This is a genomic window from Thermococcus sp., from assembly GCF_027011145.1.
GTDB lineage: Archaea > Methanobacteriota_B > Thermococci > Thermococcales > Thermococcaceae > Thermococcus.
On the sequence record NZ_JALVAO010000023.1, the window covers coordinates 1 to 20,372 of the forward strand.

Annotated in this window: 26 protein-coding genes; 13 read left to right on the top strand and 13 right to left on the bottom strand. The window is 51.1% G+C overall.

Features of this window, described 5'->3' with window-relative positions; genetic code table 11:
- On the bottom strand, positions 1–788 hold a 788-nt coding region (locus MVG27_RS02215; RefSeq protein WP_297556071.1), incomplete at its 3' end, for an AI-2E family transporter.
- Positions 789–834: 46 nt separating this feature from the next.
- Here MVG27_RS02215 and MVG27_RS02220 point away from each other — a divergent pair.
- Both MVG27_RS02220 and MVG27_RS02225 read left to right on the top strand, forming a co-directional pair.
- Positions 835–1,152 (top strand): hypothetical protein, encoded by a 318-nt coding sequence (locus tag MVG27_RS02220; protein WP_297470783.1) that lies wholly within the window; start codon positions 835–837, stop codon positions 1,150–1,152.
- Positions 1,153–1,494: 342 nt separating this feature from the next.
- Positions 1,495–2,178, top strand: coding sequence for a DUF4152 family protein (locus MVG27_RS02225; protein WP_297556073.1), 684 nt, complete (start codon positions 1,495–1,497; stop codon positions 2,176–2,178).
- 4 nt (positions 2,179–2,182) lie between these two features.
- Here MVG27_RS02225 and iorA read toward each other — a convergent pair whose 3' ends face one another.
- Complete coding sequence (gene iorA / locus MVG27_RS02230) at positions 2,183–4,096, bottom strand: indolepyruvate ferredoxin oxidoreductase subunit alpha (RefSeq protein ID WP_297556076.1); 1,914 nt, start codon at positions 4,094–4,096, stop codon at positions 2,183–2,185.
- Between the two features lie 114 nt (positions 4,097–4,210).
- Between iorA and MVG27_RS02235 the strand changes: the two genes are divergently transcribed.
- Complete coding sequence (locus MVG27_RS02235; RefSeq protein WP_297556079.1) at positions 4,211–4,498, top strand: hypothetical protein; 288 nt, start codon at positions 4,211–4,213, stop codon at positions 4,496–4,498.
- Between the two features lie 381 nt (positions 4,499–4,879).
- On the opposite strand, the gene MVG27_RS02240 is transcribed toward MVG27_RS02235, so the two are convergent.
- The 6 genes from MVG27_RS02240 to MVG27_RS02265 form a co-directional block, all read right to left on the bottom strand.
- Positions 4,880–5,434, bottom strand: a complete 555-nt coding sequence (locus MVG27_RS02240) for a hypothetical protein (RefSeq protein WP_297549752.1) — start codon at positions 5,432–5,434, stop codon at positions 4,880–4,882.
- Entirely contained in the window at positions 5,397–5,612 is a 216-nt protein-coding gene (locus tag MVG27_RS02245; protein WP_297556081.1) for a hypothetical protein, read from the bottom strand. Before MVG27_RS02245 ends, MVG27_RS02240 begins: the two co-directional genes overlap by 38 nt.
- Before the next feature lie 19 nt (positions 5,613–5,631).
- Positions 5,632–6,642 (bottom strand): hypothetical protein, encoded by a 1,011-nt coding sequence (locus tag MVG27_RS02250; RefSeq protein WP_297556083.1) that lies wholly within the window; start codon positions 6,640–6,642, stop codon positions 5,632–5,634.
- Positions 6,643–6,681: 39 nt separating this feature from the next.
- Positions 6,682–7,635 carry a hypothetical protein gene (locus MVG27_RS02255; RefSeq protein WP_297556084.1) on the bottom strand — a complete coding sequence of 318 codons (954 nt, stop codon included), beginning with the start codon at positions 7,633–7,635 and terminating at the stop codon, positions 6,682–6,684.
- Complete coding sequence (locus tag MVG27_RS02260) at positions 7,632–9,656, bottom strand: hypothetical protein (protein ID WP_297550961.1); 2,025 nt, start codon at positions 9,654–9,656, stop codon at positions 7,632–7,634. Before MVG27_RS02260 ends, MVG27_RS02255 begins: the two co-directional genes overlap by 4 nt.
- An 81-nt stretch (positions 9,657–9,737) precedes the next feature.
- On the bottom strand, positions 9,738–10,193 hold the full coding sequence (locus tag MVG27_RS02265; protein ID WP_297550969.1) for an HIT family protein: 456 nt from the start codon (positions 10,191–10,193) through the stop codon (positions 9,738–9,740).
- A 54-nt stretch (positions 10,194–10,247) separates the two neighbouring features.
- Between MVG27_RS02265 and MVG27_RS02270 the strand changes: the two genes are divergently transcribed.
- From MVG27_RS02270 to MVG27_RS02310, 9 genes are all read left to right on the top strand, one after another.
- Positions 10,248–10,466: a hypothetical protein gene (locus MVG27_RS02270; protein WP_297470766.1), complete on the top strand. Its 219-nt coding sequence runs from the start codon at positions 10,248–10,250 to the stop codon at positions 10,464–10,466.
- Between the two features lie 61 nt (positions 10,467–10,527).
- A complete protein-coding gene (gene psmA / locus MVG27_RS02275; RefSeq protein ID WP_297550959.1) occupies positions 10,528–11,310 on the top strand; it encodes an archaeal proteasome endopeptidase complex subunit alpha in 783 nt (260 codons plus the stop codon).
- Positions 11,311–11,321: 11 nt separating this feature from the next.
- On the top strand, positions 11,322–12,032 hold the full coding sequence (locus tag MVG27_RS02280; RefSeq protein ID WP_297550957.1) for a ribosome assembly factor SBDS: 711 nt from the start codon (positions 11,322–11,324) through the stop codon (positions 12,030–12,032).
- A complete protein-coding gene (gene rrp4 / locus MVG27_RS02285) occupies positions 12,029–12,802 on the top strand; it encodes an exosome complex RNA-binding protein Rrp4 (protein ID WP_297470760.1) in 774 nt (257 codons plus the stop codon). The genes MVG27_RS02280 and rrp4 overlap by 4 nt, the downstream gene beginning before the upstream one ends.
- Entirely contained in the window at positions 12,786–13,535 is a 750-nt protein-coding gene (gene rrp41, locus MVG27_RS02290; RefSeq protein WP_297550955.1) for an exosome complex exonuclease Rrp41, read from the top strand. Before rrp4 ends, rrp41 begins: the two co-directional genes overlap by 17 nt.
- Entirely contained in the window at positions 13,528–14,346 is an 819-nt protein-coding gene (gene rrp42, locus MVG27_RS02295) for an exosome complex protein Rrp42 (protein WP_297470759.1), read from the top strand. The genes rrp41 and rrp42 overlap by 8 nt, the downstream gene beginning before the upstream one ends.
- Before the next feature lie 27 nt (positions 14,347–14,373).
- Complete coding sequence (locus tag MVG27_RS02300; protein ID WP_297470757.1) at positions 14,374–14,655, top strand: hypothetical protein; 282 nt, start codon at positions 14,374–14,376, stop codon at positions 14,653–14,655.
- A gap of 51 nt (positions 14,656–14,706) precedes the next feature.
- Entirely contained in the window at positions 14,707–15,102 is a 396-nt protein-coding gene (gene sepF, locus MVG27_RS02305) for a cell division protein SepF (protein WP_297550953.1), read from the top strand.
- Between the two features lie 76 nt (positions 15,103–15,178).
- Positions 15,179–15,856, top strand: a complete 678-nt coding sequence (locus tag MVG27_RS02310; RefSeq protein WP_297550967.1) for a ZPR1 zinc finger domain-containing protein — start codon at positions 15,179–15,181, stop codon at positions 15,854–15,856.
- Here MVG27_RS02310 and MVG27_RS02315 read toward each other — a convergent pair.
- The gene (locus MVG27_RS02315; RefSeq protein WP_297470752.1) at positions 15,847–16,371 is read right to left on the bottom strand and encodes an ASCH domain-containing protein; all 525 of its coding nucleotides are present in this window, start codon (positions 16,369–16,371) and stop codon (positions 15,847–15,849) included. The genes MVG27_RS02310 and MVG27_RS02315 overlap by 10 nt on opposite strands.
- A 58-nt stretch (positions 16,372–16,429) precedes the next feature.
- Between MVG27_RS02315 and MVG27_RS02320 the strand changes: the two genes are divergently transcribed.
- The gene (locus tag MVG27_RS02320) at positions 16,430–16,825 is read left to right on the top strand and encodes a hypothetical protein (protein WP_297550951.1); all 396 of its coding nucleotides are present in this window, start codon (positions 16,430–16,432) and stop codon (positions 16,823–16,825) included.
- A 5-nt stretch (positions 16,826–16,830) separates the two neighbouring features.
- Here the strand turns inward: MVG27_RS02320 and MVG27_RS02325 are convergent, their stop codons facing one another.
- The 4 genes from MVG27_RS02325 to MVG27_RS02340 form a co-directional block, all read right to left on the bottom strand.
- Complete coding sequence (locus tag MVG27_RS02325) at positions 16,831–17,832, bottom strand: homoserine dehydrogenase (protein ID WP_297550949.1); 1,002 nt, start codon at positions 17,830–17,832, stop codon at positions 16,831–16,833.
- A 37-nt stretch (positions 17,833–17,869) separates the two neighbouring features.
- On the bottom strand, positions 17,870–18,712 hold the full coding sequence (locus tag MVG27_RS02330) for a CBS domain-containing protein (protein ID WP_297550947.1): 843 nt from the start codon (positions 18,710–18,712) through the stop codon (positions 17,870–17,872).
- A gap of 70 nt (positions 18,713–18,782) precedes the next feature.
- Entirely contained in the window at positions 18,783–19,922 is a 1,140-nt protein-coding gene (locus tag MVG27_RS02335; RefSeq protein ID WP_297550945.1) for a sodium ion-translocating decarboxylase subunit beta, read from the bottom strand.
- Positions 19,923–19,928: 6 nt separating this feature from the next.
- Positions 19,929–20,372 (bottom strand): acetyl-CoA carboxylase biotin carboxyl carrier protein subunit, encoded by a 444-nt coding sequence (locus MVG27_RS02340; protein ID WP_297550965.1) that lies wholly within the window; start codon positions 20,370–20,372, stop codon positions 19,929–19,931.

Here is a 20,372-nt window from a genome sequence, read left to right on the forward strand (position 1 = left end):
AAAAAGCCGTAGAGGGCTATGCCAAGGGCGTGGAGGTAGGCCCCTTCAACGGCGAAGTATACTGCCGCGGCGAGCCAAATCATCCAGCCCTCAAAGAGGGGAACAAAGGAGAAGGCAAAGGTCAGGAAGCCGGCAACTATAGCGGTGTACAGGTCCGAAACGCGGAAGATAATGAAGCCAATTGCCATGAGGATTCCCTTGGCGACGTTGAGAAGAAGCCAGGCCCTGACGAGGGCGGACAGGGTTTTATTCACGCTTTCGAGGATTTCCTCGCCGAGCTCACGGTTTTTATCCGGAAGGAGGGCGTAAACCTGTTCCCTGATTTCCTCGCCGTAGGCCAGGGCGTAGTAGTAGGTGAAGAAGAAAACAACGAGCTGAAGGACGTAGGAGGGAATTGAGAAGGCTTCCCTCGAAACGTAGTCGGCCAATTTTGGAACTACTTGGTCCTGAAAGTGCTGGAGGAAGTTGAGAACCTCTGAAGGGAGCGAGAGTGTGAGTAACCAGTTGAAGACGTTTACAACGCTGTCATAGAAGGACATGGCAACCTGAACAGAAACGAGGAGCAGTTCAAGTGTTAAGGCTCCGCCAAAGACAAGCATCGAAAGGCTGATTGCCAGTGCGGAGCGCTTTTTTCCGAGCCTTTTGGAGAGCCTCCTCTGAAGGGGATAGGATGCATAGGCAAGTACGAGCCCAAAGAAGATGGGAGTAACTAATGGATGTACTACCCTCCACGTTACATAAAGTATGACCGCCACAACCGCGCCCCAGACGAGTTCCTCGGCCTTCATCTCAGGGTTTTTATATCGGACCCTATAAAAATTCGCCGGTGGTAGCATGGAGGTAGAGTTAATCAAAAAGTTCGAACTCTACATTGAAAGGGGAGACCGGCTTGTGGAAGAGAGCAGGTATGGAGAGGCATACGAAGCGTACCTTGACGCCCTGAAAACCCTCGGTGCGCTGGTAGTCTACCGAGAAACAGGCATGCTCGTTCCGGCTGAGAAACTTGAGGGCTTCCTCGGGAAGTATCCGAAGCTTGAGGAAGCCTTGAGGAAGTTCTCCTCCCTGACCGGAAGCGAGGAAACGGCAAGGGCTTTAAGGGAGGAACTGGAAGGACTGAAGGGGATGATGAGTTTGCCGAGTTCCGAGCGGTGACGAGACTCAGCCTCTGACCCAGGGCGAGCCCATCCCATCGGCGTTCAGCCGGACAATGACACGGCCCCCTCATCGTTAGAGGGTAATTCAATTTTACCCGAGTGGACGCGAACCTTCGGTGAGCCCCGTGCCTTTTCCTCTCTCACAGGGTTATCTCTATGGATTTCCCGGAGAAGGACAGCGAGAGCCTGACGTCCTCATGAGTTAAGGTAAACCTTCCCCCTGCCCGTGCTCAGGTAGAGGGAGTTCGATGAACTCTGACCATCCCAAAGCTTCATAAACGGTCCCACTCATTGGTCTCACCATAGGTATATCGGTAATTGCTCGTTAACGGTGATTCCCATGAGGATTGTTTCGGCCGACACGGGAGGTGCTCTCCTCAACGAGAACTACGAGCCGATAGGCCTCATAGCAACCGTCGCGGTGCTCGTGGAAAAACCCTACAAGACGGCAACGCTGAGCAGGGTAAAGTATGCGGACCCCTTTAACTACGACATGAGCGGAAGGCAAGCGATAAAAGATGAGGCGTTTTTAGCTGTTGAGTTGGCCAGGGAAGTTAAGCCCGATGTAATCCACCTCGACTCGACGATAGGTGGCATAGAGGTCAGGAAGCTCGACGAGCCGACGATTGATGCTTTAACAATAACCGACCGCGGGAAGGAGGTCTGGAAGGACCTTGCCAAAGACCTGCAACCCCTCGCGAAGAAGCTCTGGGAGGAAACGGGAATAGAGATAATAGCGATAGGTAAGTGGAGCGTTCCAGTGAGGATAGCGGAGATTTACTCGGGGATATACACGGCCAAATGGGCTATGGACTACGCGAGGGAACACGGGAAAGTCATCGTTGGCCTTCCGAGGTATATGAGCGTTGAAATCCGCCCCGGGAAAATCTACGGGGAGAGCCTTGACCCGCGCGAGGGCGGTCTCTTCGGGGAGATTGAGGCTGAAACGGAGGGAATCGGCTGGGAACTGTATCCAAACCCCCTCGTGAGGAGGTACATGGTGCTTGAAGTGTGGAGGGAGTGAGGGGCTAAGCCCCCCTCTCCAGCTCGCTCGGGAACTTTATGGCATCGAAGGGGCACGTCTGGTTGCAGACGCCACAGCCCGTACAGAGTAAATTGTCTATTCTTACCTTGTTCGTCTCCGGGTTGTAGACCAAAGCAGGACAGCCGGTTAGGAGTATGCATGCCTTACAGCCTGTACATTTGTCCTCCAAGACCAGAGGTATCTCCCCTATCTCACCGCGCCTTATCACGGGAATGACGCACTCGCGCTTCGCTATTATAACTGCCGGACCCTCCACCTGCATGGCCTCCTTTATCGCTTCCCTCGTCTGCTTGAGGTCGTAGGGGTCAACTGTCTTAACGTACTTGACACCGAGGGCTTTAACCAGCGCCTCTATGTCAATCTCGTTGAACTTCCTTCCCGTTTCACTTCCACCGGTTCCAGGGTGCGGCTGATGACCGGTCATGGCCGTCGTCCTGTTGTCGAGTATCATCACCAGAACATTCAGGTTCTTGTAGACTGCATCTATTAAAGGCTGGATTCCGTTGTGAAAGAAGGTCGAATCGCCTATGGTGGCTATTATCTTCTTGCCCATGACGACGCTCTGACCGTTGGCAAGGCTTATGCTCGCGCCCATTACGTATTCCGTCCAGATGGCCTCGAGTGGCGGGAGGAGAGACAACGCGTAGCAACCTATGTCGCCGTGGATTGGGACGGAGTAGCGCCCGAGCTTGAGGTCTCTGAGCGCGTCCAGGGCCGCTCTATAGCTTCCCCTGTGAGGACAGCCGGGGCACATGACGGGGGGCCTTTTTGGAGCTAAGCTTTCAGCATACTTGACTTCCTCCGGCTTCTCGTAGGTTTCGCCCTCCTCTCCGAGGAGCCTTAAGAGCGCGTTCCTGACAAGGCTCGGCGTTAACTCGCCCTCGAGCGGAAGATGGCCTGTCCTCTTGCCGTAAATCGGGACTCTCAAACCTGCTTCGTAAGCAACTATTTTGACCTCCTCCTCGAGGAAAGGTGCCCCGTCCTCGACCACTATCGCGTAGTCCACACTCTTCAGGAAGTCAAGGACGAGCTTTTTCGGAAGTGGATGCGGTGTTGAGAGCTTTAGAATCTTAAAGTCCGCGTTGAGCTTTGGAAGAACCTCGCGCACGTAGTTGTAGGGCGCGCCTTCAACGATTATTCCGATTTTGGCCTCCCCATTACCCTCAACCCAGTTGAAAGGCATGCCATTGAACTCTTCCTCGATTTTGGCGAGAGTCTCGTTCAACCAGCGGTGCCTCTTCCTGTTGCCCTCCATGCTGGCCCTGACGTATCTTTCAATGTCCTTCTTGAAGACCGGCTTTCTGTCGAGTTCGACAAACTCGCCAACTTCCACATCGGCCGTCGTGTGGTTTACCCTCGTGGTCGTGCGGAAAATTACAGGGACCTTGTATTTCTCGCTCAGCTCGTAGGCGTAGATTATTAAATCGTGGGCCTCCTGCGGGTCGGCAGGTTCGAGAACAGGCAGGAGGGAGAGCTTTCCATAATAGCGGTCGTCCTGCTCGGTCTGGCTGGTGTGTGGCCCGGGGTCATCCGCAACGAGGATTACAAGACCGCCCTCGACACCTGAATAGGCCAGACTCATTAGCGGGTCAGCGGCAACGTTTAAGCCAACACACTTCATCGTGACGAGGGCCCTCAACCCGGTGTAGGCAACTCCCGCCGCTTCCTCTAAGGCGACTTTCTCGTTCGGCGCCCACTCGGCGAAGACCTCAGGTTTAAGCCTCGCGATGGTCTCTATAACCTCGGTTGAAGGCGTTCCGGGGTAACCCGTCGCAAAAACGACACCACTCTCAAGGGCGCCGTAGGCTATGGCCTCGTTCCCCATAAGGAGCTTTTTTTCGCGCCTCTCAACTTTTACCTCCACAGAATCAGAAGGGTGAGCTTTAACTGCTTCCATAACACCACCGGCAAAAATACAGCCGGAGGGTTAAAATCCTACCTTCAAAAAGACGCCAAAATCCCCGAAAAGTTTTCGAAGAACCCTTATATAATGTTGCCCTAAGTTTACAATATGAAGGTTCGCGAACTCCTCGAGCTTTTGGATGAGACGATTGGATACCTGAGGATAGCGCTCGTAACGAACCAGCAGAGGATTTTTGAAAGTCCGTTCACCAGCTACGAGTTTGCCCAGAGGGCCATAGAGATACAGGAGGATCTGGAGGATTTGGAAAAGCTCAGAGCGGAGCTTGAAAAACTGAATCCGGAAAGCGATGTTGAGGAGCACTACTCAAAGGAAGAGGTTGAGAGACTCTTGAAGATGCTCGAACTCCTCAGAAAGAGCGAGAGCCATGTTTACTGACCTTAAGAGGGTATTGCATAGAAAGCAAGGGGTTTTCCACTCCGAGGAAAGGGAAAAGAAAAGGAGTGAATTTTTCATTTCCATATCACCTCCATGAAGTAGCTAACTCAGGTAGATAGGCCTATATTGCCATCGTCAATTTTCCACTGCCTGGAATTCCGGCTTTCATCTCCAGGTCACCTTTATTCTTTGTCTACGAGTCTCCAGTTGGAGAAACACCGGGAGCCTGTGATGTTTATTTCCGGGGATTCTTTGTATACTGCCCATATCCAACAGTAGTTTTTGTTTAGAGAATGTCCTTCGGCATAATAATCCGGGAGGCGTTTTGGCTTCACGTAAAGGGTTAAGTCTATAATCTTGGTACCGTTGTTCTCCAGTTTCTCAAGCATCCTTTCTATGATTTTTCCTATCATTTGATCCAAAGGTGAAAGTCTTACCAGCTCCGCTCTGTCCGGTTAAGATAACGTCGGGATAATATGCCCTCACCTTCCCGTCCTGGCCCTCTGGTACTATTTTGATCCATAGGAGCTTTGTGCCCTCGTAATAGGGGAAGACAAGCACGCCACTCATTCTAATACTCCCGTAGCAAAGATAATCATTGGCAAAGAGCCCCCGTTTTTCGCACACGGTTTTTGACTTGATCCATATCCTTGAACTGCTCCCGAGCGCGTAAATCTGGTAGAACGTTTCGTTCGGCTTAATAACTTCACTGAGGTTCCACCAGTAAGAACCATTGATTTGCGAATCATACTTCCAGCCCAGAGTCTTGAAGAGGAGTGCTTTTTCATGCGGTTCGTACTGTTTGAGGAGCTTCAAGTCAAGGCTGAGAGGGGAGTAGTTGACTAAAGCCTTCGCGCTCTCCTCTCTTCTCTCCTTTGGCCAGAAGGGTGAAGACTGGCTAATAGTGTAAAGCTTGAGCGTGTTGGTTTTTCTCATCGTAACTCGCGAACTGCCAAAAATGACTATCATGATATACGGCAATGAGTTTTTCATTGCTTGGAATTCCTGCTAACTTGTAGGCTCCTTCTGCTGAAGAGAGCTGGTGGTAAGTGTAAGCATTGTAAGCGAAAAAGGAGAAGAGGATGAAGAGTATTCCAAGGAGGAGCTTCTTCATCTGTTGATTCCCTCCAGCATTAGGGCAACTTCTCAAGTATGTTGCTTCCATACCAGGTGCACACGTACCCGCCAAATCTCTTGAATTCTGTGCGTTTGATTTCTCCTTGGGGATATATTCTCCAAATTCCCTCAATGCCTTTCCTCGGGTTTACCCAGGTTGTCCACGCTTCGATTCTCCCCTCCTCTCTTGTGATTGAGAGTTCAAAGCGGAGGGAACCCTTAATATTGGTTGTAAGCTCCTCAGACTTCAGCCTCTGCATTATATCAGCCAAGGGAACTTCCTCCAGTGTCCACGTTTTATTGCTTGGGGCTTTGACTTCTGCTGTTGTTGAGAGTGTAATATTGCCCGGGTAATGGGCGATTACATTAATCGTTCCATTGTCCCCCGTTATGAACTCTAGTATCACCCCCCTCCACGAAGCACTCATTGAGGAGGGCAAGTGAAGCAGGCCCCCATACCCCAGGGGACCTCGTAGTATTCCCATATCTCCCACGCGCTCTACAATTTTGCCTGTTGAAATTTCCCCATCTTTGGTGAGTACAAGGTTCACGTAAGTAGTGTTCTCCTTGCCTTTGATAATTTCTTCAATCGACGGGTAAATGTTTTCGATTTCCTCGTTCCTGTAGATCGTATCCTTGTAAAGTAGTTCTCTGCAGTTGTCACAGTTTTTGAATTCTCTCAGTTTTTCTGGGCTTGTTGCAAGTGCTGAATAGTTGAAGGGCGCTTCACAGGATATTATATTGTCCCTCATTGTTGGAATGAATTTGAAAAGTTTTGTTATTTTGAAAGTGTAAATCCTGATTTCCCGCTCTTTTGGGTTGTAAAAGGCAAATTGGTATCCTCTGAACCCATTAAAACCAGTTTGAGAGTAGTAGTAAGCGGCAACAAGCTGTGAATTTTGCCTGACCTGCTCTGGAATTCTCTGGTAGAGAGTGCTCATGGTTTCATTAGGCTGGTTAGAATAAGCGTAGGTGAAGAGCAAAAGGATGATCAAAAAGAAACCAAAGACTGCAAGCAGAGACCTCATTGGGTGCCCTCCCTCTATTTGTCTGATCCTTTGTTTTTATTAGTTATCTGAACAGTGGGTTATGTAGACTCTGCTGAAGTATATTTTTCTAATGGGAATGAGTTGGTTCCCGATTTTGAGATAGCTATACGTGTTCTTACTGGGAATTATCCATTCGATCCACACTGTATCTGGATCCCATATTGAGACTTTAAATCTCCATGCCTTCTTTGAGTACTTCCCGAATTTTTCCAGCTCACTCAGGATATTCTGGAGTTTAGTGTAGTTAGGACTCCATAGTGAGCTATTGGTGATGTTGTACTTGGCTATCGTGCTGATAGTTACATTCCTCGGATAGTGGATGTTCACAACTGTTTTATTGTTCTTTAAGTAAATCTCGATCCATACGGCTTTTTCAACTTCCGAGCCTTGGTTGGGTAGGAGAAGTGCTCCGGGGTAGCCTTCAAATCCGATATCTCTTATAGTGTCTCCTGAATACATGCTAACGGTTCCGACAGAGAGTTCAGAGCTTTTTATCCCCTTGACCTTCCAGTATTCCCGATTACGCTCCAGAACATCCTTTACTTCTGGATGAATGCTCTCAATCTCTTCATTTCTGTAAATCTTTTCTTTGTAAAGGAGTTCCCGACAGTTGTTACAGTTTTTGAAGTTTTTGAGTTTTTCCGGGTTAGTGCCCAGTACAGAATAATTGAATGGTGTTTTGCAGGATATTGTCGTTTCCGTCATTCTTGGCCAGATTTTTAGGAGTTTGGTGATCTTGAAAGTGTAAATGCTAATTGTTCGATCCTTCGGATTGTAGAGTGCGAACTGGTATTCTCTGAAACTGTCAAAGCCAGTTTGGGAAGAGTAATAAGCCGCAATGAGTTGGGAATTCTCTCTCACTTGTTCTGGGATTTTTTGATATAGTTCGTTCATGTTCTCACTTGGGAGATAAGCGTAGCCGAAAAGCAAAAGGATAATTAAAAAGAACCCAAAGACCGTTAGAGCCCTCATCCCCAACTCACCTCCATGAAATAACCAACACCAGTGTAGGGACCGGTTTTGGGGGTGAAAGTTTTGTCGATAGTGATATCCATGCTGATCTTTGGTATTTTCCTTTTGAATTTAACATTGGATAACCAGGAAGGTTCATTCGTCCTCGTGAAGAGAGTATAGAGAGTTTCCCATGCGGAGCGTTGCCATATCCTTTTGTCTTTATTCTTGCTATCATATATATCCACAAAAGGATCTCCCCACTGGTCGGTTGTATGATCTTTCCAGTCACCGTATTTGTTTGTTAGGTATTCGTGGAACTTCTCATAGTCTTCTGGCGTGCTCAATTCACTCCATTTCCATTCGTGGTGCATTACGCTGTGGGGGGCGTGCTCATCCACGATTGGGCCACTTACCCCATAGTTCCAAAAGTATGCCTTATTATGCCAGTCCATGTACTCGTCCCCAAGCCAGAACACATAGTGACCCAGCTCATGTCCTAGTGCTTTTGCCCATCTTATATCTCCTATTTCAGCAGTTCCTACTGGTGGAGTAAGACGCAGGAATCTATAAGGCATTACGAGCCTTCCTCCAACCCAATATCCCCCGATAGTAGCATGTGGCCACTTCTTGTTATCCCCCCAGAATTTAACTTCTAAAAATGTCCTATTAACCCAAATATCAGCCCGCTCCCAGTTCCTCTTTCCGTCCCAGATGTTGACTCTGGTTATCATCGCGTAGCCGTCAGTGTAATCGTAGATGAAGTCGCTGGCTTTTCTAATGCTGTAAATCAGGTTCTTCTTGTCTTCTTCGCTCATCGTCCACTCAACGGAAACGTTCAGTTCAATTCCCAAAATGCCTCTCTTTGCCGGGTCTTTCCCGATGAGCTGTTCAACCGCATTCGGAACACCGTCGCCGTCGTAGTCGCCGTTCATGTCGTCGGCTTTTCTGTCACTGGGATCAAATCTCTCTGAGAACCCATTCGCCTCAAGCTCCCTGTTCAGCTCGATTTCGCGGTAGAAGGGTATGCCATCACCGTCGTTTATAGTTACGACGAACCAGATTTCGCAGTCCTTCTCCTCTCTGTCCGAGGAGTACGTAACGACCAGATTTGAATCCACGGGAATTTCTCCGGAGGATGTTACAGCCCTAACATCCCCTTTGAACGTTACCGCATCGTTGCCTATAATCTCATTGCTCGGAATCTCAGCGGAACCGGGGAAGTTTTCCATTGCCACAACATCATTTCCTGGAGAAGTTAGCTTAGCCCCGTAGGTGTTGACGAGGGTGACGTTGATTACCGTCCCGTTCTCCAGCCGAACCTGGGCAACTCTCAGGCTTTTCGGGTTCACTATCGAGAAGGCTGTGGTCCCATCTTTTACCGTGACGTCGCTAACGCCTTCAATCGTTTTCATTCCGATGATTTCGCCGTTTATGCCGGCTTTTTCAAGTATGCTTTCGTACTTCACGTAAACCTTGAGGTCTTTGTCCGGCTCTTTTGGGCCAACGTTGCAGGAACCGTCGCCACAACCGCTCAAATGAGCGTAGCCGAAGTATTTCTCCTCGTCTCCGGGATAATCGTCACCACTCCACGTTCCGGTTTTCAGATTGTAGTAGATGGTTGCAACGGTCCCCTTGCCTGGAGAAACGTCCATTTCGGTCCTCTTGCCATTGTCGTCTCTATCGTAGAGGTGGAACCTTATGGTGGCTACTTCCTTGTCATCTGGAATATCAAAGGTGGCCATTGCAATCGCGTAGCTTTGGAGGTTGGCAAGTGGATTGATAGTTGGGATTATTTTCTTCTCGTAATCGTCCTGATTGTCCGTTAGGAGAAGGGTCTTTGTTTGTCCATTAACGGTAAGCTCCAAACTCATATCCGCCGGATTGTGAGTTATTCCGCTATCAACATCGTCCAAAGCCCTTGCACGGAGGATGTAGACTGTTATTTTTGCATCCCTCAGCGGGTCGACGTCCTTCGAGTCAACAACTCCATCACCGTCCGTGTCGTTGTTTCTCGGATTAGTGCCGTACTCAAGCTCCAAGGCGTTACACCACCCGTCTTTATCGCTGTCGGTAATCCGGAACTCCTTGGTTTTTCTGAAACCACGCGGAGAATATTAAGTTTACCTAATCTTTGCAAAAACTTCCCTCAGCAGTGAAATCTCCTCAGGTTTGAGCCTGTTCCTCAGCCAGCGCTCCTTCATGTTTAGGTTCTCGTCCTCCAAATCGAGAACGGCCTTCCTAACGCCTCCCCGCGGGTTTTTGCTGTCACCCCTCCAGCGCGGGATAACGTGGAGGTGGATATGGGGAACGGTTTGGCCGGCTTCCTTTCCGAGGTTCATGCCGACGTTAAATGCCTCCGCCTTCAGCGTCTCCCTGAGGACGGCCATAGCAAGCTCCATGCCCTTAATCAGGGCTAACTTTTCCTCCTCGCGGAGGTCCTCCCAGCGCTCGACGTGCCTCCTCGGAACGACGAGTAGATGGCCCCTGCTGGCTGGATAAGCATCAAGCAGAATCCTTACCAGCTCGTCCTCATAGAGGAGCTGTTCCTCCGGGGGATAACAGAAGGGACACTCCATCGGCAACACCAAAGGCTTAAAATCTCCCCGCTTAAAAAAGCTCCCGGTGGTGGCATGGAGGAAACACTCAAGGTTTTGGAAAAAACGTATCGGAAGTTCCTTTCAACGGGCCTGCTGATGCTCCTGTTCGGCTTCGCGTTGCTCATCTTCAAGCCCCTCGGGAGGGCTTCCATTTACCTTGGTCTAATAGTCTTCGCGCTGGCCTTCATACCCCTTGAGCTCGCCAAGAGAACCGCGAGGAAGATGGCGATGGTAGCCTTCAAGGGTGAATAGAAAAGCTTAATAGAAAACCCGGCAACTATCGAAAAGGAGTGAGAAAAAGGGGTGATGTAGAATGGCGTTTGTACCACCGCAGGCCGGCTACGACCGGGCGATAACCGTTTTCAGCCCGGACGGAAGGCTGTTCCAGGTAAACTATGCAAGAGAGGCTGTAAAAAGGGGAGCCACGGCTGTAGGAGTGAAGTGGAAGGACGGCGTCGTTCTTGCCGTTGAGAAGAGAATCACGAGCAGGCTAATAGAACCAAGAAGTTACGAGAAGATTTTCCAGATTGACGACCACATAGCCGCGGCTCCAAGCGGTATAATAGCCGACGCAAGGGTTCTCGTTGATAGGGCCAGGCTGGAGGCTCAAATATACCGCCTCACCTACGGCGAACCTGTTCCGCTCACCGTTCTGGTGAAAAAGATATGTGACCTAAAGCAGGCCCACACCCAGTACGGCGGGGTCAGGCCTTTTGGAGCGGCCCTTCTCATGGCCGGCGTTAACGAGAAGCCGGAACTCTACGAGACCGACCCGAGCGGTGCCTATTTCGAATGGAAGGCGGTAGCTATAGGCAGTGGAAGGAACGTGGCGATGGCCATCTTCGAGGAGCACTACAGCGACGACATAGACAAGGAAGGTGCAATAAAGCTCGCCGTGCTGGCCCTCGCAAAGACCCTCGAGGAGCCAACGGCCGACTCGATAGAGGTAGCCTACATAACCACTGAGGAGAGGAAGTGGAAGAAGCTCCCGAAGGAGGAGCTTGAGAAGTACCTCAACGAGGTTCTCGAGGAGGTTAAGGAGGAGGAAGTCGAGGAGAAGGCCGAGGATTACTCCGAACTCGACCAGAACTACTGAGGTGACGGGCGATGCCGATTAGCGTTGACAAAGCGGTAATCGCCCGTCTTAAGACGCACGGCGAGACGTTTGAGATACTGGTTGACCCATACTTAGCTAGGGACTTCAAAGAGGGCAAGGAGGTTCCGATAGAGGAAATCCTCGCCACTCCTTACGTTTTCAAGGATGCCCACAAGGGCGATAAAGCCAGCGAGCACGAGATGGAGAAGATATTCGGGACCAGCGACCCCTACGAGGTTGCAAAGATAATTCTTCGAAAGGGCGAAGTTCAGCTCACCGCCGAGCAGAGGAGGCAGATGCTCGAGGAGAAGAAGCGCTACATAGCGACGATAATCCACAGACATGCGGTTGACCCGAGAACCGGCTATCCCCATCCAGTTGACAGAATCCTTAGGGCCATGGAAGAAGCCGGAGTTCACATAGACCTCTTTAAAGATGCCGAGGCGCAGGTTCCAAAGGTGATAAAGGCAATCCGACCGCTCCTCCCAATAAAGCTTGAGGTGAAGATAATAGCCGTCAAGATACCCGGAGACTACGTCGGAAAGGCCTACGGTGAAGTTAGGAAGTTCGGAACCATAAAGCGCGAGGAGTGGGGAAGCGACGGCTCGTGGATGTTCCTCATCGAGATTCCTGGTGGTGTCGAGGAGGAGTTTTATGAGAAGCTTAACGCCCTGACGAAGGGCACCGCCGTAACTAAACTTATAGAGAGGAAGGGACTATGAGGAGGATTTTTGTAAAACCGAGGGAACTCGTAGTCCCTGGGACTTTGTTAGCCCAGGGACCCTTTAAGAACGGCAGAGGGACCTTCAGGGAAGGCAACAGAATTTACTCGACGGTTATAGGACTCGTTGAGATACGCGGAGACCTCATAAGGGTAATTCCTCTGGAGGGACCCTACATACCCGAGGTCGGCGACAACGTCCTCGGAAAGATAGTGGACGTGAAGTTCTCCAACTGGACCGTTGACATAGGGGCACCCTATCAGGCGAACCTCCGCGTTCAGGATGCAGTGGAGGAGCGCATTGACCTGCTCAAGACAGACCTGAGGAAGATTTACGACATAGGGGACATAATCTACGCCAAGGTGAAGGCCTTCAACGAGATAAACCAGATTGACCTCACGACTAAGGGCATGCCCTTCAAGGGAGGCCCCCTCAGGGGAGGCCAGCTGGTAACGATAACGCCCTCAAAGGTTCCGAGGCTCATCGGAAAGGGTGGCTCGATGATTAACATGATTAAGAAACTGACAGGAACGAGGATTATAGTCGGTCAGAACGGCTGGGTCTGGGTGAGCGGAAAGAACGACGAACTTGAGAAGCTCGCCATAGAGGCCATACTCAAGGTTGACCGTGAGAGTCACACCCAGGGATTAACCGATAGGGTCAAGGAGTACCTGCTCTCAAGGCTCAGGGAACTCAAGGAGCAGGGAGTTATTGAGGAAATCCCCCAGCTTGATGAGAAGGAAGGTGAGAACGATGATGGGCAGGCCTGAAGGTTTAAAGCTCATCGACGAGAACGGTAGAAGGTTGGACGGTAGAAAGAAGTACGAGCTCAGGCCAATTAAAATGGAGGTTGGCGTTCTCAAGAACGCTGACGGCTCGGCCTACGTCGAGTGGGGCAAGAACAAGATAATGGCGGCCGTTTACGGCCCGAGGGAGATACACCCCAAGCACCTCCAGAGGCCCGACAGGGCAATCCTGCGCGTTCGCTACAACATGGCCCCCTTCAGCGTTGAAGAGCGCAAGAAACCCGGCCCGGACAGGAGGAGCGTCGAGATAAGCAAGGTAATAAGGGGGGCGCTCGAACCGGCCTTGATTCTCGAGATGTTTCCAAGGACTGCAATAGACGTCTTCATAGAGGTTCTTCAAGCAGATGCCGGAACGCGCGTTGCTGGAATAACCGCCGCTTCCCTCGCCCTGGCCGACGCGGGAATACCTATGAAGGACCTCGTAGCCGCGTGCGCCGCGGGGAAGATAGACGGCGAAATAGTTCTCGACCTCAATAAGGACGAGGACAACTACGGTGAGGCTGACGTTCCCGTTGCTATAATGCCACTCAAGAACGACATAACGCTCCTTCAGATGGACGGCTACCTGACAAGGGAGGAGTTCATCGAGGCAGTAAGGCTTGCCATCAAGGGGGCGAAGGCCGTCTATCAGAAGCAGAGGGAAGCACTCAAGGAGAAATACCTCCGCATAGCCCAGGAGGTGGCGGGCAATGAGTGAGATGGAAGTAATGGCCAGCATAATGCGCGACCACATCATAAACCTCCTCAGGGAGGGCAAGAGGATTGATGGTCGCTCCTTCGAGGATTACCGCGATTTGGAAATCAAGGTCAACGTCATAGAGAAGGCCGAGGGCTCAGCTTGGGTCAGGCTCGGCAATACACAGGTTCTTGTTGGAATAAAGGTTGACCTCGGCGAGCCCTTCCCGGATTTACCGGACAGGGGTGTTATGACGACCAACGTCGAGCTCGTCCCGCTGGCTTCGCCAACGTTCGAACCCGGTCCGCCGGACGAGAACGCTATAGAGCTCGCCCGTGTCGTGGACAGGGGAATCAGAGAAAGTCAGGCCGTTGAGCTCGAAAAGCTCGTAATAGTTCCGGGCAAACTCGTGAGAGTCGTCTTCATAGACGTTCACGTCTTGGACCACGACGGCAACCTGCTCGACGCGAGCGGAATAGGAGCCATAGCGGCCTTGATGAGCACAAAGATTCCGAAGATAGAGTACGACGAGGAGAGCGGTGAGGTGAAGATACTCGACGAGTACGAGCCCCTTCCAGTGAGGAGGGTACCGATTCCGGTTACGTTCGCCAAGATAGGCAACACCATGATAGTTGACCCGAACCTCGACGAGGAACGCGTCATGGACGGCAGGATAACCATAACCACCGACGAGAACGGCCATATTTCAGCTGTTCAAAAGGGCGAGGGCGGGGCCTTCAAGCTCGAGGAGGTAATATACGCCGTTGACACCGCCTTCAAAAAGGCCGAAGAAATAAGAAAAATCGTTCTTGAGGCCGTTGGGAGAGCCTGATTCTTTCCTCTTTTTTCGGTGGTTGCCATGGACTTCATGAGTATAGTTGCATCGGTCATCTTTGCGGGTTTTGCCGTCAGAACAGTTTATCTCCTCCTGAGAGAGGAGAGAAAGAAGGATTTACTCCTCACAACGGCCCTCTGGGGACTGGCTCTTTTCGTCTGGGGCCTCTACATAGCGGGTAAAAGGGGCTGGAACATTTCAACTGTTCTGGTAATTCTCTCCGGAATAACAGCCTTTATACTATCTTTCCTCGGCCTTTTCAAGCTCCGCGAGGAGAATCCCGAAGAGTTTGGGAAAGAGCTATAAAGGAAAATGCATAAAACTACACAGCATTACGATTAACCGGGGGGAATACCCATGGGATTGTTCGACAGCCTCAAAAAAAAGGAGAAGAAACCTAAAATGAAACCTCCAGCGAGCATCAAAAAAGACGTAGCTCCTAGGAACGATATCGATGTTGTTCCGATTGAGGAGGATGTTCTTGCTAAGGAACTAATTAAACCGCAGGTTCGGTATTTGAAGAAGATAACCGTGACAAGCTACTCCGACCTCGAAAGGATTTCCAGCGAGCTCCAGGAGGGTAACATCGTTTTAGTCGACCTAACGCCTCTTGAGAAGAGGCCCGATGTCCTCGAGAAGGTTGCTGAGCAGATTAAGGGTATGGTTAGTGCCTTAGGCGGACAGGCGGCGAAGATATGCAAAGCCGAGATTAAACTTATTCTCGTTCCCGAGGACATAAAAATCTCCAAGTGAAGCTTTTATTTTTCAAACTTCAAACGATACCATGCCTTTATAAAGGCGTTTTTCTGTTCTTTTCCCGGTGATGCTCATGGGTGAGAAAAAAGGCGAGAAGGTTAACGTTAACCCCGAGCTCGGCGAGGTTCAGGTCATAAGCCTTGGGGACTGCCCAATCTGTGGCGGAAAAGGGACGTTAAAGGCCATACAGCACATCCATGAGATTCCATACTTCGGCAAGGTCATGGAGAGCACGATATATTGCGAGAAGTGTGGCTACAGAAACGCCGACGTCATGATACTCGAGGACAGGCCACCGAAGCTCTACACGGTAAGGGTCGAGAACGAGAAAGACCTTTTCACGAGGGTCGTGAGGAGCAAGAGCGGGACGATAGAGCTCGAGGAAATAGGGGTTAAGATTGAACCCGGGCCCGCTGCGGAAGGTTTCATAACCAACGTCGAAGGTGTCCTTGAGAGGGTTCGCGAGACCCTTCTAATGGCGAGGGAGTTCAGAAAACAGGAGGGTGACGAGGAGGCCGTAAAGAAGGCAGATGAAATACTAGAGTACATCGAAGAGGTCAAGGAGGGCAAAAAACCCCTGACTGTTAAGATAGCGGACCCCCTCGGCAACAGCGCCCTGATAGGCGAGAAGGTCAAGAGCAGGCTTTTGACGGAGGAAGAAATCAAAAAGCTCAGCCTTGGACCCTACAAAATCGTTGAACCGGAAGGGACAGAGGACTCCAAAGAAAGCGGGGAGGAACGTCAGGGGTAGAAGTAGTCCCTAGCAAGCAGGTCCTCTATTAGAGCCCTGACCCAGGGCTTTCTCGTTTTTCTTGAGAGGTGGATTATTCCCTCCACGTGAATTCCGTACCTTTCTTTCATCTCCTCCCTGCTCATCGGCTTCTCGAATAGAAATGGCCTCTCTATTGTAAAGACGTAACCGTAGTCCCTGATGTAGTTGCCCAGCCATTTCTTCCCGTTCTCGCCGTGGACAAGGGTCAAACCGCTCGTGTCTTTTGCAATCTCCCAGAGCGTATCAAGGTCTGCCTTTATGACCTCCCCCACCTCGAATCCTCCGGCTATCGTCCCCCTCTCCGTTAGGGTCTGCTCCTCATGGAGACCGAGTCTCCTCAGCGTGTCCCTGAGCTCGTAGGGGTTCCCCCGCGCTATGTAGAGGAAAACGAGGTCGCCTTCCTCAAAGGCCTTCCTCTTTCTGACCTCAACGGTTTTCAGGCCCCTGAATATCAGCTCCGCGTAGACCTGGTGGAGCGCTATAACGTGCTCCATGGTTTCACCGCTCTAAACTCGAGACAGGGTTAAAAAGTGTTATTGCCACATGATAACGATGGCCAAACTTAGAAAAATCCTCGTGAGAGACGAAAGGCTCTGGAAGGCAGGTATCACCTTTTTGGCCCTGTCCCTAGTTTTCCTCTTTGTCGGAATAGCCACCAAAAGACTCCCCTATGCCCTACCCAACGTTTTCATGGCCCTGGCGTTTCTTATTTTAGCGACCCGATTCCGAGCAGTTAGATTAGAGTGCAACGGAAAAACGTTCCTCCTGATTCCGGACTACTCGACGTCAACCATAGTCCTCAGAGACTCCGATGGAAATGTCCTCTCCAAAACTTTCTTCCCGCTCTTTGAGGAGGAAAAACTCGAAACTCCCTGCGGAACGCTGGAGGTCCGCGCGATTAGGCATCGCTTCGGGAAGGTGGAACTCAGGATAAAGTCAAAAAAATGAGGAAATCACCCTTCCATGAGTCTCAGCGAGGCCTTAACCAGGTCGCTCACCACACCGCTGGCCGTTTCTTTGAGCCCGGCCCCGGCGCCCCTGAGGAGCAGACCTCCCAAAAGGTCGCTCTCGAGTAGGGCAACGTTTTCATTGGTTGAAACCGCGAGTGGACCCGTTACCTCCTCGGGGGCGACTGTTACCTTCCCCTCCTCAACGGTGGCAACCAGTCTTATCCTTCTGCCCTTCGCAAGGGCCCTCTTAACTTCATCAACGGTTACCTCCACGATTCCCTTAACGCTGATTCTGTCGAAGGTTATCGGTTTGAAAGCCACGCAGTGGAGGATTGTGGCCTTATATCCAGCGTCTATCCCCATAACGTCCCCACTCGGGTCCCGCTCCGCTATTCCCAGCTCCTGAGCCTGTTTCAATGCCCTCTCAAAGTCAACTCCCTGCTCCATCCTCGTCAGTATAAAGGTCGTCGTAGCGTTCAGCACGGCCCTTACTCTTTCAACGGAATCGGCAAGGAGGTTCTCGCGGAGGATTCCGATGATTGGAGTTCCGGCCATGACAGTCGCCTCAAAGAGGTATGGAAGACTCCTCTTTTCGGATTCCCCCATAAGCTCAGCATAATGAAAAGCCAGCGGTGGCTTGTTGCTCGTAACGACAGCTTTGCCCTCTTTGAGGGCTTCAAGGTGCCATAGGTAAGCGTTCCCGTCGTTGGTTACGTCAATCACAACGTCAGACTCGATTTCCTTTACAGCATCAGAGGGAGAGAAGTTATAGACCTCGTAGTCGTTCGTCCAGGCGGAGAGCCTTCCAAAGTTCTCCTTGACGAGCAGAGCCTCCCTCAGGTCGATTCCCTCGGGGAGCCATACCGTCCCGCTGGTATCGGAAACACTAACGACCCTGAATGACAGGCCGTATTTCTCCCTGAAAAAGCGCTCTTTTTCGAGGAGAACCCTCGCAACGGCCCTTCCAACGTTCCCGAAGCCGAAGAGCTGAACCCTAACTTCCATCTAACCCACCGGAATAGAAAAGGAAGAGGGGCTTAAATCACTTGTTGAGGATTACCTTGATTATGTCCATGTCGCGAACTATTCCAACAAGCTCTCCCTCGCCCTTGATAACGGGCAATTGCTCTATCTCGTACTTCACCATCTTTTGAGCCACTTCGTAAACGCTCATGTGGGGGGTTGCAACGACAACGTTGGGGTTCATTATCTCCTCAACCGGCTTCTTTGGTAACTGGAGCTCAGCCTTCTCGAAGAGTAGCGTCGGGTTGCTTTCAAGAATCCAGTCCTCTTCGCTCGAAACGGACAGTGCACTCTGTTTCATAACCCTAATAATCTCGCTGTCCCTTAAAAGGTCGGTCTCGTCAACCATTCCAATTAAGTTCCCCTCATCGTCTATAACCGGAATCGCCATGGCGTTGCACAAGAGAAGGGCCTTCAGGGCTGCTTTGAGAGGAGTTCCACGCCAGACGACGCTGACGTTTCTCTGGTAGTAGGGCTCGATGCTAATCTCCTTCAGCTTCTCGTTTTTAGAGAGATACCTCCTGACGATGTCCCCAACCGTAAGAATTCCAATGGGCCTGTCCTCGTCATCAACGACCACAACGCGCCTGTAGTCTCTTTCAAGCATTTTCCTGACGGCCTTCTTCAGGTCATCGTTTGCCCTGACAGTTGGAACGTCCCTCTTGACTAGCATTGCCAACTGGTCCTCGTCGGGGTTTATGAGGACGTTTTTGATGCTTATTATTCCGACGAGCTTACCCTCCTTGTTGACAACTGGGAATGAGCGGACGTTGTGCTTTTTGAAGAGCTCAAGGGCGTAATCCCTAGTCGCCGGTAGCTGTATAACCACTGGGTCCTTTGTCATCAGGGTCTTTACCCTCATGTTCTACCACCGCTTAACCTAAAGCGCTGTCCCCCTATTTAAGGTTTTAGAAAAGGAAACGGAAAAAACGTCAGCCGAGTAGGGCCAGGAAAACACCAGCCACCACAGCCGTTCCTATAACGCCGGCAACGTTCGGGCCCATGGCATGCATTAGTATGAAGTTGCCCGGATCCTCCTCACTTGCTAAGCGCTGAACGACCCTGGCTGACATCGGAACAGCTGAAACTCCAGCCGCTCCAATCATCGGGTTTATTCTTCCGCCAGAGAGCTTGCTCATCAGCTTTCCGAAGAGCACTCCTCCGGCAGTGGCGCTTGCAAAGGCAACCACACCAAGGCCGAGAATCATGAGTGTCTGGGGAGTCAAGAAGCTTTCAGCGCGCATCGTGGAACCCACACCAAGGCCCAGGAATATCGTCACAATGTTCATAAGCTCTTCCTGTGCTGCCTTAGTGAGCCTTGGAACAACGCCACTCTCACGGAAGAGGTTGCCCATCATGAGCATGCCTATAAGGGGAGCTGAGCTCGGAACGAGGAGGCCGATGACTATCATGGTAACTATCGGGAAAAGGATTTTCTCGCGCTTTGAGACCGGCCTGAGCTGTTCCATCCTTATCCTTCTCTCCTCGGGGCTTGTTAGGGCCTTTATAATGGGTGGCTGAATTAAGGGGACGAGGCTCATATAGGAGTAAGCGGCGACCGCTGTGGCTCCAAGTATCTCCGGGGCGAGCTTGGTGGTCAGATATATGGTCGTTGGCCCGTCGGCACCGCCTATTATTCCTATTGAAGCCGCCTGGTTGATGTTAAATCCAAGAGCCAGAGCCGTGAGCATGGCAACGAAAACACCCACCTGAGCCGCGGCACCGAGGAGTGCCGTCTTCGGGTCCGCTATCAAAGGCCCGAAATCCGTCATCGCACCGAGGCCGAAGAATATCAGGAGGGGCACTATCTCGGTCTTGATGAGGTAGTGGTAGACTATGTCAAGCAGTCCCGGGTGGGAGCAGATTCCGCCGACAGTTGGACAGTTCGCTATGCCGTTGAGGGGAAGGTTTACGAGAACCGCGGTGATACCTATAGGCAGGAGCAGGAGGGGTTCCATCTCATACCTTATGGCAAGGTAGACGAGCGTTAGACCCACTGCAATCATGATTAGGTTCCCTACCGTGAGGTGGAGCAGACCCATTGTGTTGAGGAAGTCCACGAAGCTGGCCATTTCCCATCACCCGAGCTCAACTAATGGGTCGCCTGTGTTTACGGTGTCGCCTTCTTTGACGTAGATTTTCTTTACAACCCCATCCTTGGGAGCTGGAATCTCATTCTCCATCTTCATGGCCTCAAGAACAACGAGTCCCTGACCGGTTTTAACTTCCTGACCCTCGCTAACAAGAACCTTAAGTATCTTGCCAGGCATTGGGGCAGTGACTGTATTCGGCGAAGCCTGAACAGGAACAGAACTCGGAGCAGGCGTTGATACAGGAGCACTAACGGGAGCAGACGAAGGAGCGCTGACACCCGTTTCAGGAACGCTCGGGAGAGCTATCCCAAGTCCCTCGGCTTTGACTTCATAACTCTTGCCCTCGAAGCTGACCTTGAACTTGTTTCCGGGCAGTTCCTCAACTTCAACTTCGTACTCCCTTCCATCAACGATGACCTTAACCTTCAT

Excerpts from the sequence above, each read along its gene's own strand:
- MVG27_RS02220 (WP_297470783.1), top strand. The coding sequence starts at position 835 with ATGGAGGTAGAGTTAATCAAAAAGTTCGAACTCTACATTGAAAGGGGA.
- MVG27_RS02225 (WP_297556073.1), top strand. The coding sequence starts at position 1,495 with ATGAGGATTGTTTCGGCCGACACGGGAGGTGCTCTCCTCAACGAGAAC.
- iorA (WP_297556076.1), bottom strand. The coding sequence starts at position 4,096 with ATGGAAGCAGTTAAAGCTCACCCTTCTGATTCTGTGGAGGTAAAAGTT.
- MVG27_RS02235 (WP_297556079.1), top strand. The coding sequence starts at position 4,211 with ATGAAGGTTCGCGAACTCCTCGAGCTTTTGGATGAGACGATTGGATAC.
- MVG27_RS02240 (WP_297549752.1), bottom strand. The coding sequence starts at position 5,434 with ATGAGAAAAACCAACACGCTCAAGCTTTACACTATTAGCCAGTCTTCA.
- MVG27_RS02245 (WP_297556081.1), bottom strand. The coding sequence starts at position 5,612 with ATGAAGAAGCTCCTCCTTGGAATACTCTTCATCCTCTTCTCCTTTTTC.
- MVG27_RS02250 (WP_297556083.1), bottom strand. The coding sequence starts at position 6,642 with ATGAGGTCTCTGCTTGCAGTCTTTGGTTTCTTTTTGATCATCCTTTTG.
- MVG27_RS02255 (WP_297556084.1), bottom strand. The coding sequence starts at position 7,635 with ATGAGGGCTCTAACGGTCTTTGGGTTCTTTTTAATTATCCTTTTGCTT.
- MVG27_RS02265 (WP_297550969.1), bottom strand. The coding sequence starts at position 10,193 with ATGGAGTGTCCCTTCTGTTATCCCCCGGAGGAACAGCTCCTCTATGAG.
- MVG27_RS02270 (WP_297470766.1), top strand. The coding sequence starts at position 10,248 with ATGGAGGAAACACTCAAGGTTTTGGAAAAAACGTATCGGAAGTTCCTT.
- psmA (WP_297550959.1), top strand. The coding sequence starts at position 10,528 with ATGGCGTTTGTACCACCGCAGGCCGGCTACGACCGGGCGATAACCGTT.
- MVG27_RS02280 (WP_297550957.1), top strand. The coding sequence starts at position 11,322 with ATGCCGATTAGCGTTGACAAAGCGGTAATCGCCCGTCTTAAGACGCAC.
- rrp4 (WP_297470760.1), top strand. The coding sequence starts at position 12,029 with ATGAGGAGGATTTTTGTAAAACCGAGGGAACTCGTAGTCCCTGGGACT.
- rrp41 (WP_297550955.1), top strand. The coding sequence starts at position 12,786 with ATGATGGGCAGGCCTGAAGGTTTAAAGCTCATCGACGAGAACGGTAGA.
- rrp42 (WP_297470759.1), top strand. The coding sequence starts at position 13,528 with ATGAGTGAGATGGAAGTAATGGCCAGCATAATGCGCGACCACATCATA.
- MVG27_RS02300 (WP_297470757.1), top strand. The coding sequence starts at position 14,374 with ATGGACTTCATGAGTATAGTTGCATCGGTCATCTTTGCGGGTTTTGCC.
- sepF (WP_297550953.1), top strand. The coding sequence starts at position 14,707 with ATGGGATTGTTCGACAGCCTCAAAAAAAAGGAGAAGAAACCTAAAATG.
- MVG27_RS02310 (WP_297550967.1), top strand. The coding sequence starts at position 15,179 with ATGGGTGAGAAAAAAGGCGAGAAGGTTAACGTTAACCCCGAGCTCGGC.
- MVG27_RS02315 (WP_297470752.1), bottom strand. The coding sequence starts at position 16,371 with ATGGAGCACGTTATAGCGCTCCACCAGGTCTACGCGGAGCTGATATTC.
- MVG27_RS02320 (WP_297550951.1), top strand. The coding sequence starts at position 16,430 with ATGGCCAAACTTAGAAAAATCCTCGTGAGAGACGAAAGGCTCTGGAAG.
- MVG27_RS02325 (WP_297550949.1), bottom strand. The coding sequence starts at position 17,832 with ATGGAAGTTAGGGTTCAGCTCTTCGGCTTCGGGAACGTTGGAAGGGCC.
- MVG27_RS02330 (WP_297550947.1), bottom strand. The coding sequence starts at position 18,712 with ATGAGGGTAAAGACCCTGATGACAAAGGACCCAGTGGTTATACAGCTA.
- MVG27_RS02335 (WP_297550945.1), bottom strand. The coding sequence starts at position 19,922 with ATGGCCAGCTTCGTGGACTTCCTCAACACAATGGGTCTGCTCCACCTC.
- MVG27_RS02340 (WP_297550965.1), bottom strand. The coding sequence starts at position 20,372 with ATGAAGGTTAAGGTCATCGTTGATGGAAGGGAGTACGAAGTTGAAGTT.